Here is an 18,575-nt window from a genome sequence, read left to right as displayed (position 1 = left end):
TTGTTGTGCAAGCTTCATGCCATCGGCAAGGGGCGCAAGGGGCGCGTCTGGCGGAGCACCGGCAGACCAGGCAGTGTTCCAGGATGGAACAGGTGTACCGCGATGTGACGATGCAGCAAGCGCGGATTCCGAGCTTATCCGAAGTTGCGCCGGCCTGCTGGCGCGCACGCTTGGGTCGCCATGAATTGTTGTTCAAGTGTAACGTTGAGATTCCTCAAGCTTTCATAGATAAAACAAAACAAAGTTTCGCCGAGTTAGATAAAAAATAAATAAATGATATTAAAAATATGATATTTATTTTATGCAATTTGCTATATTTGTTGACACTTTTGTGAAAAAGCTGAAAGCGGGCGTCAGACCTGCCGACCTATCTATCCACAACAATCAAGGGAATAGAATGAATCGTTTATCACTTGCGCGGGTATCGCCCGCCACCGTCAATCCGTGCGCTACCCGCGTTCGCTCCACCGTCTTTGCCGCATTGGCCACCGTGTCCGTGCTGGCCTCGGCACCGGCCATGGCCGGCGTGCTGAGCTTCGACACCTTGCGTCCCGATATCTATGAAAGCGGCCAGACGCTCAATACGTCGAGCTACAACCTGCTGTTCCTGGCCGACCCGACCACGGCGGCCGGCGGCGGCGTCAGCGGCGTAGGCGCCATCCTCGATGGCCGCGTGGGCTCGTCGTGCGATATCGCCGCCTGCCCGCAGGGCGCCACCGGCAATTACCTGGCCATCCTCAACGATGGCGGCGTGAATTTCTCGCGTTCCGACCACCAGGCATTCACCCTGGCCGGTTTCGACTATTCCTTCATCGCGCCCGTGTCCGGCTTGCCCAATATGCAGTGGGGCCAGCTGCAGTTGAGCGGCACGCTCGGCAATGGCCAGGTGATCAACACCTCGCTGGCGTTTCCCGGCCAGGGCAGCGATGGCAATTACCATTTCCAGAGCGCTTCCCTGCTGAGCGGCTTCAGCAATTACGCCTTCACGGGCCTGACCTTCAATGCGTGCATTTTCAATGACACTGGCGCGTGCAGCAATTCCCTCGATTTCCCCGCCTTTAACCAGGGCCAGTTCGCGCTCGACAATATCAACATCAGCGCGGTGCCGGAACCGTCAACCTACATGTTGATGCTGGCCGGCCTGGGCGCCATCGGCATGCTGTCGCGCCGCCGTACCGGCAAGTTCGCAGCGTCCACCGTGCAAGGAGCGTGAGATGAAATTACGTCCCGTTTCACTCGCTATCCTCCTGCTGGCCGCCAGCCTGGCGCAAGCGGCGCAGGCGCAGGAACGCCGCTCCTACATCGTGCAACTGGTCGACAAGCCGGCCGCCACCTACACGGGCCAGGTCGACGGCCTGGCCGCCACCAAGCCGGCACCGGGCGCGCGCATCAATGTGGGCGCCGCCGATGTGCAGGCTTACCTGAACTACCTCGATACCAAACAGGCCGCCGTGGCCGGTACCGTCAGCGCGGCTGAAATCACGCACCAGTACAGCGTCGTCTTCAACGGCTTTTCCGCCTTGCTGACGGACGATGAAGTGCGGGCCCTGAAGAAAAACAGCGGCGTGGCCAGCATCAGCGCCGATTCCATCCTGCAGCTCGACACCAGCTACACGCCCAGCTTCCTGGGCCTGGACAAGCCGGGCGGCATCTGGGAACAGCTGGGCGGCAAGGCGCACGCGGGCGAAGACATCGTCATCGGCATCGTCGACAGCGGCATCTGGCCAGAGAACACGGCTTTTGCCGACCGCCTCGACGAGAACGGCGTGCCCAGCCACAGCGGCAACAACGTCGTGTACGGCGCGCCACCGGCCAGCTGGCATGGCACGTGCCAGACAGGCGAGGGATTTTCCGCCGACAATTGCAACAATAAGCTGATCGGCGCGCGCTACTACCGTGCCGCCACGTCGGCGTTGCACTGGACGGAATTTTTGTCGCCGCGCGATTCCGTCGCCGGCCTGACAGGGCACGGCGGCCATGGCACGCACACGGCGTCCACGGCCGGCGGCAACAATGGCGCCATCGCCACCTCGGGCGGCGTGTCGCTGGGCAAGGCCTCGGGCATGGCGCCGCGCGCCCGCATTGCCGCCTATAAAGTCTGCTGGACAGCCGCATCGACGGGGCGCAACGGCTGCGCCACGGCCGACAGCGTGGCCGCCATCGACCAGGCGGTCAAGGACGGCGTGAATGTCATCAACTTCTCCATCGGCCCGAACGCGGGCGGCGGCGCTTTTGACGAACCGACGGAAGTGGCCTTCCTCGGCGCGGCCGCGGCGGGCGTTTTTGTCGCCACGTCCGGCGGCAATTCCGGCCCGGCCACGCCTGCGCCCGACGTGCCGGCGCCCGTGTCGCACATCAGCCCCTGGCTGGCGACGGTGGCTAACTCCACCCACAACCGCCTGTACGCGGGCAATGTGATACTCAGCAACGGCAGCAAGCTGGAAGGCGCATCGAGCAATGCGAAGACGCCCGCGCTGCCGCTGATACGCTCGCGCGACGCGGGCCTGGCCGGCGTGTTGCCAACGGATGTCAACCTGCTGCGCTGCTTCGGCGTGGCCGATGCGACGTCGGCCTACCTGGACCCGGCGAAAGTGGCCGGCAAGGTGCTGGTGTGCGACCGCGGCGGCAACGTGCTGGTCAACAAGAGCGCGAACGCCAAGACGGCGGGCGCGGCGGGCGTGGTCATCGCCAACGTGGCCGGCGGCGCCAACACCATCATCAACCAGGCGCATCTGCTGTCGACCGTGCACCTGGCGCAGGCGCAGGGCGACGCGCTGAAGGCTTTCATGGCGGCGACGCCTGACGGCACGGCGGCGCTGGGCGACATCCATACTGTCGCCGACACGACGGTGCAGGCGCCTATCGTCAGCGACCGTTCCTCGCGCGGGCCGAACGTGGCCAATGCGAACATCCTGAAACCCGACTTGTCGGCGCCCGGCACCAACGTGCTGGCCGGCGTGACGGCCGACCTGACGCAGGCGCAGCGCGATGCCGTGGCGGCCGGTGGCGTGGCGCCGTTGGCGGAATGGGATTTCTATTCCGGCACCTCGATGGCCAGCCCGCACGTGGCGGGCGTGGCGGCGCTGCTCAAGCAGCAGCATCCGGACTGGTCGCCTGCGGCCATCAAGTCGGCGCTGATGACGACGGCCTTCAGCACCTATTCGGATGGCTTGAACGGTTCCGTGTCGTGGGATGCCACGGCGAAGAACTCGGGCCAGCTGCCGTGGGGCCAGGGCGCCGGCCACATCGCACCGAACGGCGCGGCCGATCCGGGTCTCGTGTATGACATGTCGGAAATCGACTATGCGCGCTTCCTGTGCGGCCTGAACCTGAAGGTCTACAGCGCCGCCACCTGCCAGTCCATCGGCAGCATCGCCGCCTACAACCTGAACCTGGCGTCGCTGACGGCGGCCAATGTGCTGGGCACGCAAGTGCTGACGCGCACGGTGACCAACGTGGGCGCCAGCAGCGCCGTCTACAACGTCTCGGCCAGCCTGCCAGGCTACACGGTGGCGGTGACGCCAAGCAGCCTGAGCCTGGCGCCGGGCGCCAAGGCGCAGTACCAGGTCAAGTTGACGCGCACCACGGCGCCGGCCAATACCTGGACCTACGGCGCCCTGAACTGGACCGATGGCACGCACACGGTGCGCAGCCCGCTGACGGCGCGCGGCACCTCGCTGGCCGCCATTCCTCTGGTCAGCAGTGAAGCGGCCACGGGCAGCAAGGTGCTGACCCTGGGCACGGGCTTCACGGGCGCGCTGGTGAGCGTCAAGTCGGGACTGGTGGAAGCCGTGCGCGAGACGCGCACGGTAGGCCAGGCGGCGACGGGCGCTGCCGCATCGGCTGCCTGCAAGGCCGGCGGCGCCACGGGTGTGAACGTGCACAACGTGGTGATCCCGGCCGGCACCCTGGCGGCGCGTTTTGCCACCTACGACGCGGAAACGACGGGCGGCGCGAATACCGACATGGACATGGAGGTCTACAACGCCGCCAATGTGCTGGTCGGCAGCAGCGGCAATGAAGGTTCCAATGAGCAAGTGGAACTGCGCCTGCCCGCCGCCGGCACCTACAAGGTGTGCGTGATCGGTTACGCGCCGCAAAACGGCCAGGCCAACTACACCTTGTCGTCGTGGGTGCTGGCGCCGGGCTTGAACAACGGCAACTTCAAGGCGCTCATGCCTGGCACGGCCTACACGGGTGGCACCGCAACTGTCTCGCTGAGCTGGTCCAACCTGGCCGAAGGCAAGCGCCACCTGGGCGCCGTCGGCTACCAGGTGGCTGGCGTGCTGCAGGGCGTGACGGTGGTCGAGGTCAATACCAATGACCCCGTGCCGCTGTTGCAGAGCGCGCGTGGCGCCAGGCCGGTGCTGGCGGAATAAGCCGTTTCCTGTGTGAACGCAAGGCGTGCTTACGGGTACGCCTTTTTTTTATTCGCTCACCCCCGTTCGGGAGGAATAGCACTTGCATGGCGGTAACGCCCCCGGTATCTTGTCGGATAGCCATGGCTTTGTGCCCTGGCATTCTTGGGGAGTCGCGCGTGACCAGTTTCCGCACCAATACCGACCGCCTGCTGGAAGTGCGCCTGCAGGATGAAAAAGTGCTGGCGATTGCCGGCGCCATGGTCGCCTATACGGGCAGCATCAAATTTGAAAAATCCCTGCTCGGTGGCGAGGGCATCTTCGGCGCGCTCAAGCGCAAGGTGACGAACGAAGGCATGCAGCTGATGCAGGCTTCAGGCAGCGGCACGGTGTTTTTTGCGCAGAATGCGGCCGAGATCACCGTCATGGCGCTGGCCGGCGAAAAGCTGACCATCGAAAGCAGCAGCTTGCTGGCCTACGACACCAGCCTGAAGACGGGCACCAGCTTTGCCGGCCTGCGCGGCGCCAGTTCGGGCCAGGGCCTGTTTTCCACCACCGTCGAGGGCCATGGCAACCTGGCCGTCATATCGCGCGGCAACCTGCTCATGCTGGAAGTGACGCCCGCGCACCCGCTGCGCGTGGACCCGGACGCTTTTGTCTGCTTCAAGGGCGATATCCGCCAGGAATTCGTCTTCGACGTCAATTGGCGCACCATGATAGGCCAGAGCTCGGGCGAATCGTACCAGCACAAATTCACAGGCCAGGGCGTGGTGTTCATCCAGCCCGCCGAACGTTAAGTTAGCGAGGACCCGCGATGCCTGTCTATCAGCAAATCAATGAAAAGATGCTTGAGGTTAAACTCGGCAATGAAGAAGTGTTCGCGCGCAAGGGCGCCATGGTGTCTTACCAGGGCGATGTGGCGTTCAGCCGCTCCTTCCTGGCGGGCCAGGGCGTGCAAAGCCTGGCCATGCGCGCCGTCACAAATGAGGGCTATGCCCTGATGTCGGCGCGTGGCACGGGCAGCGTGTTTTACGCGCAGGGCGGCCTGTTCGTCAGCATCGTGCCCGTGCGCGGCGAAACGTTCTATGTGGAAAGCGATTCCCTGCTGGCCTTCGATGCGCGCCTGACGGCGGGCACCATGTTCCTGGGCAACCAGGGCGGGGTGCAGGGCGTGGTGCGCGGCATGGCTTCCGGCCAGGGCTTGTTTACCACCACCTTGCAAGGCACGGGCGAAGTGGCGATTTTGTCGGATGGCAACGCCATCGGCTTGCCCGTCACACCGGACGTGCCCGTGTTTGTCGACCCGCAAGCGTATATCGGCCACACGGGCCAGCTGAGCTCAACCATCGTCACGGACCTGAACTGGAAAACCTTTGTCGGCCAGGCATCCGGCGAATCGTACCAGGTGAAGTTTACGGGCCAGGGCACGGTCTATATCCAAGCGAGCGAAAGGTAAGCCATGACGATTTACAATCCCGATACCTTGCCGAAGAACGATAATCTGAACCGTTTTTCGTATGTCATCGACGTCAAGGAACAGATCTTCATTCGCAAAGGCAAGATGGTCGCCTTCTATGGCGAGCTGCGCTTCGAAGCCATGGGCAGCAGCGTGCTCGACTTGATCGTGCGCAATGCCTTCAATGCACCGAAATACATCCACCACTTTGTCGTGGCCCAAGGGCAAGGCCAATTGATTTTGGGCGACAACGGCAACGACCTGGCGTGCTACGACCTGGACAACGCCAACATGACCATCCGCGCGAAAAACCTGCTGGGCTTTACCAAGGATGTGATTTGCCAGGAGTCGACCTTGCCCGGTTATCTCACCATGATCGGCACGGGGAAAGTGATCGCCTCGTCGAACGGCCCCGTGCATTTCCTGGAATTGCCGTGCCGCGTGGATGAGCAGGCCGTGCTGGGCTGGGCCGATTGCCCCAGCCCTTCCTACCACTACGATTATGCCCACGTGCAGGGCTGGGCCTCGGCCGCCGGCGCACTCACGGGTTTCAGTTTATCGGGCGAGGAAAAGCAGATAGACTTCACGGGCGCCGGCACGGTGCTGGTGCAATCGTCCGAGCTCGATGTAACGGGCAGTTCCGCCCTGATGCATCTGCTGGCGCAATTGCCGCTGCTGGGCAAGGAAGACCTGGGTACCTTGAGTCTTTCCGTCCAGCAGCAGATGAAGCAAGAGCGTTAAACTATCTTACGGCCGCGCCAGCCAATTGGGCGGCCGTTTCTCCAGGAAGGCGCTCACGCCTTCATCCGCATCCTCTTCCATCATATTGCGCGCCATCACGTCGCCCGCGTACGCATACGCCTCGTCCAGCGGCAGCTGGCGCTGCCGGTAGAACATGGCCTTGCCGTAGCGGATGGCCGTGGGGCTTTTCGCCATGATTTGCTGCGCCAGGCGCGCCACGGCCTCGTCGAGCGCCGCGTCGGCCACCGTTTCGTTGATCAGGCCCCAGTCGGCGGCCGTGTCGGCGTCGATGAAGCGGCCCGTCACCAGCATGTCGAAGGCCCGCTTGGGCGACACATTGCGCGACAGGGCCACCGATGGCGTGGCGCAAAACAGGCCCACGTTGATGCCGGACACGGCAAAGCGCGCGGAGGCGCTCGCCACGGCCAGGTCGCAGCTGGCCACCAGTTGGCAGCCGGCCGCCGTGGCGATGCCGTGCACGCGAGCAATCACGGGCACGGGCAAGGCCTGGATGGCTTGCATCACGCGCGAACATTGCGCGAACAGGGTTTGATAGTAATCAAGCTGGCGCGTGGCCTGCATCTGGCGCAAATCGTGGCCCGCGCAAAAGGCCTTGCCTTCGGCGGCCAGCACCACGCAGCGCACGTGCGGCTGCTGCGCGATGGCGTCCAGCGCTTCCTGCAGCGCCGTCAGCATGGCTTCCGACAGGGCATTGAATTGCAGGGGGCGGTTCAAACGCAGGGTGACGAGGCCATCCTGCTCTTCGCGCAGCACCAGCGGTGCGTCGGTATCGTGGGTATCGGGTGTTGCGCTCATGCGGTCTCCAGTGGCCTGATGGCCTTGTTGTTCTAGGAAATCTTATTTGGCGGCATTCACACTGCCAATGCCGGCGATTGATTTGTGCACGATCTTCGGCTTGCCGTAATACGTCAGCTCGCCCATGCCGCGCACCACGGCGTTCAGTTCGCCCGAGGAATACACCTTGACGTAACCGATGCCGTCGAAATTGACGTCGACGTTTTTCGCCAGCAAGGCTTGCGTATCGACTTCGCCCACGCCTTGCGCCTTCAGGCGCAGCCAGTCGACCTGGCCATCGGCGGCCAGGCGGCCCGCGCCCTTGTAGCTGATGTCGACTCTTGGACCATTGAGCTTGGTCAAGATCTTCTCGCCCGCGCCTTCCGCGATCAGCTTGCGCAAGGTGGGCATGGTGATGATGACGCGCGGGTCGCCTTCCGTTTTCTTGATATCTTTATCCTTCATGGAAATCTTCAGCTCGCCATCGACCACTTCCGTGATGACGCCGCTGAGGAACTTCTGGTCGCCGCGCAGCAGCAGGGTCTGCTCCTTGCCCGATTCAACTTCGATGCTGATGGGGCCGCGGATGTCGATGGCGTTGAAGGCGCCGACCGTGCGGGTTTGCTCGTCGGCATGCGCGATGGTGGAGAGGCAAGCCAGGGACAGGACGGACAACAGGAGCAGAGGGCGCATGGCGGTTTCCTTGGGTAGGTGATCAGTGTATTCTATGTTGCAACATCTCCCATGGGGAGAAATTTGCGATGCATTGCACAAATCGCGGCGCGGATGACAGCCGCGCGCCCGGCAAGGTGCCGTTGGTCTATGCTATGGCGTACCGCGTCCTGGAGAGCAGATGAAAAATTACCACAAAGAAGATTATCCCGTCGCCGATATCCGGCGCTACCTCGAACCGGGGCCGGTGGTGCTGCTCAGCTCAACGTGGAAGGGCGAAAGCGACATCATGACCATGGGCTGGCACATGCTGATGGAGTTTACGCCATCCTTGCTCGGCTGCTTCATTTCCGATGCGAACCACAGCTATGAAATGATCAAGCGCAGCATGGAGTGCGTGATCAACCTGCCCACGGCCGACATGGTCGACCAGGTGGTCGCCATTGGCAATTGCAGCGGCGAAGACACGGACAAGTTCACCGCCTTCGGCCTGACGCCGCAGTCGGCCGAACTGGTGGGCGCGCCCCTGATCGCCGAGTGCTACGCCAACTTCGAATGCAAGCTGGCCCAGGTGGGGGGCAATCCGAAGGGTGGCTTTTTCATTTTCGAGTGCGTGAAGGCCCACGTGGCCACCTCGCCCAAGTTGCCCGAAACCTTGCACTACCGTGGCAACGGCGAGTTCATGGTATCGGGCCGCACGATTAGCCGCAAGAGCCTGATGAAGCCGGAGATGCGTTAAATCACTCCCTGCGCCAGCATCGCATCGGCCACTTTCACGAAGCCGGCGATGTTGGCGCCATCGACATAGCTGACGGTGCCATCGGCGCGCGTGCCGTACTGCTTGCATGCGGCGTGGATGCCTTGCATGATCTGCAGCAAACGCGCATCGACTTCTTCGCGCGGCCAGGAAATGCGGGCCGCGTTCTGGCTCATTTCCAGGCCCGACGTGGCCACGCCGCCCGCATTGCTGGCCTTGCCCGGCGCATACAGCACGCCGGCCGCCTCGAACGCTTTTGCCGCCTCGATGGTGGTGGGCATGTTGGCGCCTTCGGCCACGCACTGTACGCCATTGGCGATCAGCATGCGCGCGTCGTCGAGGTTCAATTCATTTTGCGTGGCGCAGGGCAGGGCGATGTCGATCGGCACATGCCATGGCGACGCGCCCGCTTCGAAGCGCACGCCCGTGCGTTCGGCGTAGTCGCTGACCCTGCCATACAGATGGTTCTTGATTTCCATCAGCATGGCCAGTTTTTCCGGCGTGAAACCGTCTTCATCGATGATGGTGCCGCTCGAATCGGAGACGGTGACGACTTTCGCGCCCATGTCCATGGCTTTTTCCACCGCGTACTGGGCCACGTTGCCCGACCCGGAAACGGAGACGCGCATGCCTTCGAATGTGCGGCCCCGCGTTTTCAGCATTTCCTGCGCAAAATATACGGTGCCGTAGCCCGTCGCTTCCGGGCGCATCAGCGAGCCGCCGAAGCTGGCGCCCTTGCCCGTGAACACGCAGTCGGCACGGTTGCTGAGTTTTTTCATCATGCCGGCCATGTAACCCACTTCCCGGCCGCCCACGCCGATGTCGCCGGCCGGCACATCCGTGTCCGAACCCACGTGGCGGAACAGTTCGCTGACGAAGGCCTGGCAGAAACGCATCACTTCGCCCGGACTCTTGCCCTTCGGATCGAAGTCGGCGCCGCCCTTGCCGCCGCCCATCGGCAAGGTCGTCAGCGCATTCTTGAATGTCTGTTCGAAGGCGAGGAATTTCAGCACGGACAAGGTGACGGAAGGGTGAAAGCGGATGCCGCCCTTGTAGGGTCCGATGGCCATGCTGTGCTGGATGCGATAGCCGCGATTGACTTGCACTTGCCCATGGTCATCGACCCACGACACGCGGAACATCACCACGCGCTCCGGCTCGACCAGGCGTTCCAGCAAGCCTTGTTCCGCGTATTTCGGGTGCTGCTCCAGGAATGGCCACAAGCTCTCCATGACTTCGGTGACGGCTTGCAGAAACTCGGGCTGACCTGGATTGCGTGCGGCGACATGCTGGACATACTCGTGAGCAGATGCGTATTTCATCAGAATTCCATGGAGGTAATCGGTTGTTTGGGCAACTATCATCGCAGATTTTGCACGGAAATAGTGCGGAAATTTGGTTTCGAGCGGTTTCTGCTACATTGTGGTGAATTTTTAGATGCTTTCTGATATCAATGTCTGAGAAGTTTCAGCGCCTTGCCCGGTCCGCAAACGACAACGCCAGCCCGCAGGCTGGCGTTGTCGTCATTGCCGGGTGGATCAGCCCGCCATGCTGCGCAAGATCAATCCCGTGATGTAGGCGCCGTAGGTGCCCAGCGCATAGCCGAGCACGGCCAGCAGCACGCCGACGGGGGCCAGGGCCGGGTGGAAGGCGCTGGCGATCACGGGGGCCGAGGCGGCGGCGCCGATGTTGGCTTGCGAGCCCACGGCCATGAAGAACAGGGGCGCACGGATCAGCTTGGCGACGAGCAGCATCAGGCCGCCATGCACGGCCATCCAGATCAGGCCCAGCAGGAAGAGGAAGGGCTTGTCGAGCAGGGCTTTCAAGTCCATGTGCATGCCGATGGTGGCCACCAGCACGTACAGCATGGCCGAGCCGATGGTCGAGGCGCCCGCGCCTTCCAGGCTGCGCGCCCGGGTAAAGCTGAGCATCAGGCCGAAGGTGGTGGCCAGGACGACGATCCAGAAGAAGGTCGACGTCAGGCTGTAATCCTGCAGCCGCCATGCGGCGGGCAGGGTGGCAATCCCGCTGATGATGGGGCCGGCCAGGAAGTGCGACAGGCCCGTCACGCCCAGGCCCACGCCGAGGATGACCATGATATCGCTCAGGCTGGCGACGCGCGCATGTTGGGCGCGGTAGCTTTCCATGCCGTCCTTGAGCGCATTGATGGCGGATAAATCCGCGCCGGTCCAGCGGTCGAAGGCGCCCGCGCGGCCGGCCAGGAACAGCAGCACGGCCGTCCAGACGTTGGCTACCAGCACGTCGACGGCGACGAACTGGCCGAACAGCGTGGCATCGACTTCAAACACTTCCTTCATGGCCGCCTGGTTGGCGCCGCCGCCTATCCACGAGCCGGCGACAGTCGTCATGCCGCGCCAGGTGTCGCCCGCCACCGTTTCCGGGTGGATCAGCCGCAAGGCTTCAAACGAAACGAGGGCGCCCAGCATCACGCCGACAGTTCCTGTGAGAAACATGATGATGGCCTTGGGGCCCAGGCGGAGGATGCCGCCGAAATCGATGGCCACGCACAGCAGGACCAGCGCGCTGGGCAGCAGATAGTCGCGTGCCACGGCGTACAGGCCGGAGGCGTTGCCATCGATGATGCCGAAGGTGTTGAGCAGCGCCGGGATCAGGTAGCACATCAGCAGCGAGGGGATATAGGTATAAAACTTTTTCCAGAAGCCATTCGCGCGGGAGGCTGTCCAGAAGACGCCCCCCAGGGTCATGGCAAGCAGGCCGAGGACGACGGCGTCATTGGTGATGAGGGCGGTAGTGGCAGGTGGCATCGGGGATTCCGGTGAACGTGTCAGGAACGCACCGGGTTCCGATAACGGCCCCGGGCGCAGGGTGGCCGTATCGTATAGCAATGTTGAGGCTTAAACAAATTGTTATCACCTCGCTTACCAGACTGGCGGTTACAAATAGCGCGCCAGCAAGGCCTTGTCGAGGGCTCCGTCGAGTTCGATGCGCACGAAGTGGCCGCTGCCGGGCGCCACCTGGATCTCCTTGCCATCGTCGCTGAGCATGCGTGCTATGGTGAAATCGCGGTTGCCACCCGGATGCAGGGCCTCGATGCGGTCGCCCACGGCGAAGCGGTTTTTCACTTCCACCCTGGCCCAGCCGTCCGTCACGCCCAGCACGTCGCCCACGTACTGGCTGCGGTCTGCTTCCGAGGCGCCGCGCATGTAGTTCTGGTGCGTTTGCGTGTGGTGGCGCTGGTAGAAGCCGTCCGTGTAACCACGGTTGGCCAGGCCTTGCAACTGGCCCAAGAGGCCGATATCGAAAGGCCGACCCGCCACGGCGTCGTCGACGGCCTGGCGGTAGACCTGCGCCGTGCGCGCCGCGTAGTACAGCGACTTGGTGCGGCCTTCGACCTTCAGCGAATCGACGCCGATCTTGACCAGGCGCTCGATGTGTTCGACGGCGCGCAAGTCCTTCGAATTCATGATGTAGGTGCCGTGCTCGTCTTCGAGTATCGGCATCAGCTGGCCCGGGCGCTGCGCTTCTTCAAGGAAATAGGGCTGGTCGGCCAGCGGATGGCGCGGCTGCTGATGCAGGGCGGAAAACGCATTGTTGTCGGCCTCGGCCAGCGCCTGCTGGAATTCCAGCGGCACCACCTGCATGCCGCCCAGGTCGCCGCTGGCGTCTTCCGTGGCATTTTTCACCTTGTAATCCCAGCGGCAGGAATTGGTGCAGGTGCCCTGGTTCGGGTCGCGGTGATTGAAATAGCCGGACAGCAAACAGCGGCCCGAATAGGCGATGCACAGGGCGCCGTGGACGAACACTTCCAGTTCCATCTCCGGGCAGCGCTGGCGGATTTCCTCGATCTCGTCGAGCGACAGTTCGCGCGACAAAATCACGCGCGTCAGGCCCATGCGGTGCCAGAATTTCACGTCGGCCCAGTTGACGGCATTTGCCTGCACGGACAGGTGCACGGGGACGTCAGGCCACTTGTCGCGCACCATCATGATCAGGCCCGGGTCGGCCATGATCAGGGCATCGGGACGCATGGCGATCACCGGCTCCATGTCACCCAAATAGCTCTTCAGCTTGGCGTTGTGGGCGAAGATATTGCTGGCGACAAAGAATTGCTTGCCGCGCGCATGCGCGCCAGCTATGCCTTCCTGCAAGGCTTGCAAGGTCGAAAAATCGTTATTGCGCACGCGCAAGCTGTAACGTGGCTGGCCCGCGTAGACGGCGTCGGCGCCATAGTCGAAGGCGGCATGCATCTTGGCCAGGGAGCCGGCAGGCAGGAGAAGTTCGGGAGCGTGGCGCATGGGGGAGGGGCAAAGCCGGCAATTCTATGCGGGCTGGCGCGCCAGCGCCTTGCTTTGGGTCAAGGGATTGACATCCGGTGTCAGCGCCGTTGCCAGGCAACTTCAGACGTAAGGCGTGCCCGCCATGGCGGCGTTCAAGCCTGCGTGTCCCTGGTCTACCAGGGCGAGAAAGCCGGCCTTGGCTTGCTGCGCGTCGCCATGCTGACGGAATGCGTGGTGCGCCTCGATGAGCGCGGTGCTCCAGGTGGCCAGCAGCAGGTTGGCCGCCAGCTGGGCCAGGGGATCGTCGCTTTTCTGTCCCGTGGATTCCGTCAGCGCTTGCGCGACGACGTGCGCCAGTTCGTCGCGGATCGCCCGCGCCCGCGCTTGCAAAGTGTTGCTGCCCTCGATGGTGGCGATAAACCCCTGGCCGGCGGCGGAAAACGTGATGTAGGGACTGCCTTCCCGTACCAACCGGTGCGCCAGCAGGCGCAGGGTTTCGATGGGGGCGATGGCGCTATCGCGCTGGCGCAGCGCTTCTCGCAGCAGCTCGCGTCCCTCTTCCTCGCGGTCGAAGAACATGTCTTCCTTGCGGGGGAAGTGGTTGAATACCGTCATGCGTCCCACGCTGGCAGCCGCTGCGATCTCGTCCACCGTCACCTGCTCGAAGCCGCGCACGAAAAACAGGCGCGTGGCGGCATTCGAGATGGCTTGCCGGGTAGCAAGGCGTTTGCGGGAACGTAGGTCGGAAGGAAGCATCATGTTGCCACGATCATACACCAGGTGTACTGAGTACAGATAAGGTTTGATGGCGCAGTCAAGTGCGGCGTATTATTTATATACTGAGTACATATTTAGATTGAGTATATGAAAGTATCCATTCCGGCGACCGCGCTGCCTGTCATCTTCTCCACCGTCATCCTCGATGCCATCGGCATCGGCCTGATTTTCCCCATCCTGCCTGCGCTGCTGCAGGATGTCATGCATGCGGCCAACGTGGCGCCATATATCGGCATCATGACTGCCCTGTACGCGCTGATGCAGTTCATTTTCGCGCCCGTGCTGGGAGCGCTGAGCGACCGCCTGGGCCGGCGTCCCGTGCTGCTGCTCTCCTTGGCGGGCGCGGCCGTCAATTACCTGTTCCTGGCCTTTGCCTCTAGTCTGTGGATGCTGCTGCTGGGGCGCGCCATCGCGGGCTTGACGAGTGCCAATGTCTCCGTGGCCACGGCCTATATCACCGACATTTCTCCCGAGGCGACGCGGGCGCGCCGTTTCGGCTTGCTCAACGCCATGTTCGGCGCAGGCTTCATCATCGGCCCCGTGCTGGGCGGCGCGCTGGGCGACTACGGGCTGCGCCTGCCATTTATGGCGGCCGCCATACTAAATACCTGCAACCTGCTGCTGGCGTTGTTTATGCTGCCCGAGTCGCGTACGCCGACCGGCGCAAAAATTGACCTGGCGGCATTGAATCCCCTGCGCCCCTTGCGCTGGGTTTTCTCACAGAAAAGATTGCTGCCGATCACGGTCATTTTCTTTACCTTCAGCGCGGCCGGCGAAGTGTGTGGCGTGTGCTGGGCGCTGTGGGGCCACGATGCGTTCGAATGGAACGGCTTGTGGATCGGCCTGTCGCTGGGCGCCTTTGGCGTGTGCCAGGCGCTGGCCCAGGCCTTCTTGCCTGGCCCGGCCGTGAAACTGCTGGGCGAGCGCGCCACCATCCTGGCGGGCATCGCCTGTGCCTGCCTGGCGCTGCTCGTCATGGCCTTCGCTACCCGCAGCTGGATGATCTTCGCCATCATGCCCGTCTTCGCTCTGGGCGGCATCGGCGCGCCGGCCCTGCAGTCGCTGGCCACGCGCCAGGTTGCCGACGACCGGCAAGGCCAGTTTCAGGGCGTGCTGGCCTCGTCCGTGAGTCTGGCATCCGTGTTGTGCCCGCTGGTGTTTTCCAGCATTTATTTTGGCGTGAGGGCGTACTGGCCCGGCGCCGTCTGGCTGTCGGCGATTGTCGTGTACGCGGCGCTGGTGCCGTTAGTGCTGGGCTTGTCGCTGGCGTCAACCACGCCGGCGTCGTCGCGGGGATAGGCCAGCGTGGCTTGCGGCGCGGCCGGTGGAAAATCGTCGACCTGTATCAAGCCATCGACCAGGCGCGCATATTCCAGCAAGGTATTGTGCTCCTGGCAGCTGACGTTGCCTGCCGCCTTGGCCCCAGCCAGCCACTGTTGCATGGCGGACAGGCTTTGCGGCAGGTGCCTGAGGGATGCCCCTTCGGGCGTGTCTTTCAGGCGTTTTTCGATCTGCAGGACCTCGGGCAGCAGGGCCAGTGCCCGCTCGGCGCAAGCCACGGGATCGCCGCCTTGGCTGCCCTCGCTGGCCACATGGGCGTCGGCCAGCAGGCGTTCGCGATCAGCGCCCGGCGTTTGCAGGGCCAGCGCCACTTCACTGCCGAGTTCATCCGAGGGCGGACGATGCGGCAGGCCGAAGGGGAGGAGCAAGGTGCGCAGCAGCACCGCCAGCCCGCGCGCGGGGAAATTGTCGAGCACGCCCGTCAAGCCCTGCTGCGCCTGCACCAGCGCATCTTGCAGCGACCAGTGCACATAGGGCAGGTCGGCTTCGGGGCGTCCATCGTCCTCGTAGCGTTTCAGCACGGACGAAGCCAGGTACAGTTGCGCCAGCACGTCGCCCAGTCGGGCAGACAGCCGTTCGCGGCGCTTGAGTTCGCCACCGAGCACGAACATCGACATATCCGTCATGACGGCAAAGGCCGTCGACAGCCGCGTCAGGGCGCGGTAATAGGGCGCCAGTGCGGGTGCGCCGGCATCGGGCACGGCCGCCAGGCGCGCGCCGCCCAGCCCGTACCATAGCCCTCTGGCCAGGTTGCCCAGCACAAAGCCCACATGGCCAAAGAAGGCCGAGTCGAAATCGCGCAGGGCCTTGCGACCGTCGCTTTCGCTGACCGCGGCCATTTCCCTGAGTACATACGGGTGCGCGCGGATGGCGCCCTGGCCAAAGATGATCAGACTGCGCGTGAGAATGTTGGCCCCTTCGACCGTGATGGCGATGGGAATTTGCTGGTAAGCGCTGGCGAGGAAATTGTTGGGCCCCACACAGATGCCCTTGCCGCCCAGGATATCCATGCCATCGTTGACGAGCGCGCGTCCCCGCTCCGTGACGTGGTATTTGACGATGGCGGAAATGACGGCCGGCTTTTCGCCCAGGTCGACGGCGTGCGCGGCCAGGGTGCGGGCCGCATCCATCAGGTACAGGTTGGCGCCCATGCGGGCCAGTGCTTCCTGCACCCCCTCGAATTTGCCGATAGCCATGTTGAACTGGCGCCGCACGGCCGCATACGCGCCGGTGCCGCGCACGGCCATCTTGCCCATGCCCACGCTGGACGAGGGCAGCGAAATGGCGCGCCCGGCCGCCAGGCATTCCATCAGCATGCGCCAGCCTTTGCCTACCTGCGCCTGGCCGCCGATGACCCAGTCGATGGGGATGAAGACATCGTTACCTGACGTGGGGCCGTTCTGGAATGCGGCGCTCAAGGGATGATGGCGGCGGCCGATCACCACGCCGTCGTGGCTGGCGGGGATCAGGGCGCAGCTGATGCCTGGCGCATCATTGTCGGAGAGCAAATGGTCGGGATCGCTGGTCTGGAATGCCAGTCCCAGCAAGGTCGCGACGGGCGCCAGGGTGATGTAGCGCTTGTTCCAGCTGAGGCGGAAACCCACAGTGGCGCGGCCCTCATGCATGCCCATGCAGACCACGCCCAGGTCGGGAATGGCGGCCGCGTCAGAACCCGCATACGGGCTGGTCAGCGCAAAGCAGGGAATCTCGGTGCCGGCGGCCAATCGCGGCAGGTAATAATCTTTTTGTTCTTCAGTGCCGTAGTGCAACAGCAATTCGGCCGGCCCCAGCGAATTGGGCACCATCACGGTCACGGCCAGGGCCGAGCAGCGGCTGGACAATTTCATGACCACTTGCGAATGCATATAGGCGGAGAACTGCTTGCCGCCGTATTGTTTCGGGATGATCATGCCGAGAAAGCCTTGCGCCTTCATGTAGTCCCAGGCTTGCGGTGGCAAGTCGAGTTGCTGCTGCGTTTCCCAGTCGTTGACCAGTTCGCACAGTCGCTCGACGTCATGCTCGAGAAAGTGGCGTTCCTCGGCGGTGAGCGAGGCGGGTCCATACGCCAGCAATTTTTTCCAGTCTGGGCGGCCGGAAAACAGGTCCGCATCCCACCACGTGGTGCCCGCCTCGAGCGCGTCGCGCTCCGTGTCGGACATGGTCGGCAAGATGCGCTTGAACAGGGCCAGCAGGCGCGGAGCGAGCAGGGCGCGGCGCACGGGGCCGGGCGCGAACAGTACAATCAGGCCCAGCAGGGCCACCAGCAGTATGATCGTCAGCATGTAATATCTCCCTGTGTAATAACTACAGGGTAGGCCGATATGGCCGATGTTACTGTGCGGTACAGCGCATACGCACAACGCCAACCGCAGGGGGTGGCGTTGTGGTGTCCGGTGTCGGTCGGATTAGCGTTGTGGAACGACAATCACCGTGTCGCCCGTCCTGCCTTTGGCGCCGTCGTCGCCCTTGGCACCATCGTTGCCTTGTGCGCCGGTGGCACCGGTTGCGCCGGCAGGGGCTTCAGCGCCCGTGGCTCCGGTAGCGCCGGCCGGACCAGGCGCGCCGGCAGGCCCGGGAACGACTTGCACGACGGTAGGCGCGGGTGGCGCTTCGCGCTGGCAAGCGCTCAAGGCGAGGGTAGAGGCGAGCGCGAGCAATATCAGGTTAGGTTTCATGATGCATCCTTTGGCAGTGTGCCGTTAGGTACGGAACGTCTCGACGGCGTCGGGCGCGAGTTTCGCATGGCGGTGTGGCGGGGAGAGATGACCAGGCGATCCGTCTGCCGTGTCGCGCAGGGCGCTGGCGGCGGCAAGGGATATGGTCTGCCTGCAGCATGTGCTCTTGCGCCGCAGCAGTCCGTACGTTTGCGTACACAGCGGCGGGATGGAAGGTTTTTGCTATCTGCTGCTGAATTCTTGGTGCCCGGGTGGTATCGAACCACCGATACAAGGATTTTCAATTCCGATGCTGGTCGATATCAAATAAATCACACTTTTATTTATCTTCGAGATAATTCCTGAAAATCAACATGGTGCAATCAATCTGGCATCCCAGAGTGCGGTGTGCGCACAGCAAACCATAGTTGATCAAGGGCAAAGATCTCTCATTCTGGTCATCGGCTGCCGCATAAAAGGTAGACACTATCTACTGACCAGTCCGAGTGCCTCTTCGAAACGAACGTCAACTTCGACGGCGTTTGCCCCTGATATTGATGGCACGAACGACCTCTAGCATCGGGAACTCTACCGTGGATATCCCGAACGTCGGCCGAACGGTTCGGCCCGCATTCCAATAAAGTGGATCCATTAGTCAAGACACTTTGCCGACTAATTTAAGCTGTGCCCGTTTCCACTGCTTCAGCTGCGCGGCGCTGACCCGTATTGCTCTTTCCCTGTGACTTCTTCTCGTCGTCACCAAAC

General features: G+C 63.0%; 14 protein-coding genes and 1 pseudogene. 7 read left to right on the top strand and 8 right to left on the bottom strand.

Annotation, left to right across the window (positions count from 1 at the left end; all coding sequences use genetic code 11):
• Positions 1-397 precede the first annotated feature (397 nt).
• The 5 genes from CSZ94_RS28125 (at position 398) to CSZ94_RS21510 (ending at position 6,555) form a co-directional block, all read left to right on the top strand.
• On the top strand, positions 398-1,213 hold the full coding sequence (locus CSZ94_RS28125) for an NF038120 family PEP-CTERM protein (RefSeq protein ID WP_180977571.1): 816 nt from the start codon (positions 398-400) through the stop codon (positions 1,211-1,213).
• Between the two features lies 1 nt (position 1,214).
• Entirely contained in the window at positions 1,215-4,379 is a 3,165-nt protein-coding gene (locus CSZ94_RS29220; RefSeq protein WP_102123397.1) for a S8 family serine peptidase, read from the top strand.
• Between the two features lie 122 nt (positions 4,380-4,501).
• Complete coding sequence (locus CSZ94_RS21520; protein WP_102123396.1) at positions 4,502-5,155, top strand: AIM24 family protein; 654 nt, start codon at positions 4,502-4,504, stop codon at positions 5,153-5,155.
• A 47-nt stretch (positions 5,156-5,202) separates the two neighbouring features.
• Positions 5,203-5,814, top strand: coding sequence for an AIM24 family protein (locus CSZ94_RS21515; protein WP_374703599.1), 612 nt, complete (start codon positions 5,203-5,205; stop codon positions 5,812-5,814).
• 3 nt (positions 5,815-5,817) lie between these two features.
• Positions 5,818-6,555: an AIM24 family protein gene (locus tag CSZ94_RS21510; RefSeq protein WP_102123395.1), complete on the top strand. Its 738-nt coding sequence runs from the start codon at positions 5,818-5,820 to the stop codon at positions 6,553-6,555.
• A gap of 6 nt (positions 6,556-6,561) precedes the next feature.
• Here the strand turns inward: CSZ94_RS21510 and CSZ94_RS21505 are convergent, their stop codons facing one another.
• Both CSZ94_RS21505 and CSZ94_RS21500 read right to left on the bottom strand, forming a co-directional pair.
• On the bottom strand, positions 6,562-7,371 hold the full coding sequence (locus tag CSZ94_RS21505; protein ID WP_102123394.1) for an enoyl-CoA hydratase: 810 nt from the start codon (positions 7,369-7,371) through the stop codon (positions 6,562-6,564).
• Between the two features lie 42 nt (positions 7,372-7,413).
• The gene (locus CSZ94_RS21500; protein ID WP_102123393.1) at positions 7,414-8,043 is read right to left on the bottom strand and encodes a GIN domain-containing protein; all 630 of its coding nucleotides are present in this window, start codon (positions 8,041-8,043) and stop codon (positions 7,414-7,416) included.
• 160 nt (positions 8,044-8,203) lie between these two features.
• On the opposite strand from CSZ94_RS21500, the gene CSZ94_RS21495 reads away from it, so the two are divergent.
• Complete coding sequence (locus tag CSZ94_RS21495; protein WP_102123392.1) at positions 8,204-8,761, top strand: flavin reductase family protein; 558 nt, start codon at positions 8,204-8,206, stop codon at positions 8,759-8,761.
• Here the strand turns inward: CSZ94_RS21495 and gdhA are convergent.
• The 4 genes from gdhA to CSZ94_RS21475 form a co-directional block, all read right to left on the bottom strand.
• Positions 8,758-10,101: an NADP-specific glutamate dehydrogenase gene (gene gdhA / locus CSZ94_RS21490; protein WP_102123391.1), complete on the bottom strand. Its 1,344-nt coding sequence runs from the start codon at positions 10,099-10,101 to the stop codon at positions 8,758-8,760. The genes CSZ94_RS21495 and gdhA overlap by 4 nt on opposite strands.
• A gap of 216 nt (positions 10,102-10,317) precedes the next feature.
• Positions 10,318-11,565, bottom strand: a complete 1,248-nt coding sequence (locus CSZ94_RS21485) for a DUF819 family protein (protein WP_102123390.1) — start codon at positions 11,563-11,565, stop codon at positions 10,318-10,320.
• 129 nt (positions 11,566-11,694) lie between these two features.
• On the bottom strand, positions 11,695-13,056 hold the full coding sequence (gene trhP, locus CSZ94_RS21480; protein ID WP_102123389.1) for a prephenate-dependent tRNA uridine(34) hydroxylase TrhP: 1,362 nt from the start codon (positions 13,054-13,056) through the stop codon (positions 11,695-11,697).
• A 102-nt stretch (positions 13,057-13,158) separates the two neighbouring features.
• Complete coding sequence (locus CSZ94_RS21475; RefSeq protein ID WP_102123388.1) at positions 13,159-13,797, bottom strand: TetR/AcrR family transcriptional regulator; 639 nt, start codon at positions 13,795-13,797, stop codon at positions 13,159-13,161.
• Between the two features lie 105 nt (positions 13,798-13,902).
• Here CSZ94_RS21475 and CSZ94_RS28890 point away from each other — a divergent pair, with 105 nt between their 5' ends.
• A complete protein-coding gene (locus CSZ94_RS28890) occupies positions 13,903-15,114 on the top strand; it encodes a TCR/Tet family MFS transporter (RefSeq protein WP_102123387.1) in 1,212 nt (403 codons plus the stop codon).
• A gap of 26 nt (positions 15,115-15,140) precedes the next feature.
• Here the strand turns inward: CSZ94_RS28890 and CSZ94_RS21465 are convergent.
• Positions 15,141-17,438 (bottom strand): annotated as a pseudogene (locus CSZ94_RS21465) (acyl-CoA dehydrogenase); the annotation flags it as partial.
• 123 nt (positions 17,439-17,561) lie between these two features.
• Positions 17,562-17,831 carry a hypothetical protein gene (locus tag CSZ94_RS21460; RefSeq protein WP_102123386.1) on the bottom strand — a complete coding sequence of 90 codons (270 nt, stop codon included), beginning with the start codon at positions 17,829-17,831 and terminating at the stop codon, positions 17,562-17,564.
• Positions 17,832-18,575: the final 744 nt, after the last annotated feature.

It is taken from the genome of Janthinobacterium sp. ROICE36 (genome assembly GCF_002869965.1).
Lineage (GTDB): Bacteria > Pseudomonadota > Gammaproteobacteria > Burkholderiales > Burkholderiaceae_D > Janthinobacterium.
This window is presented reverse-complemented; position numbering and strand designations above follow the sequence as displayed.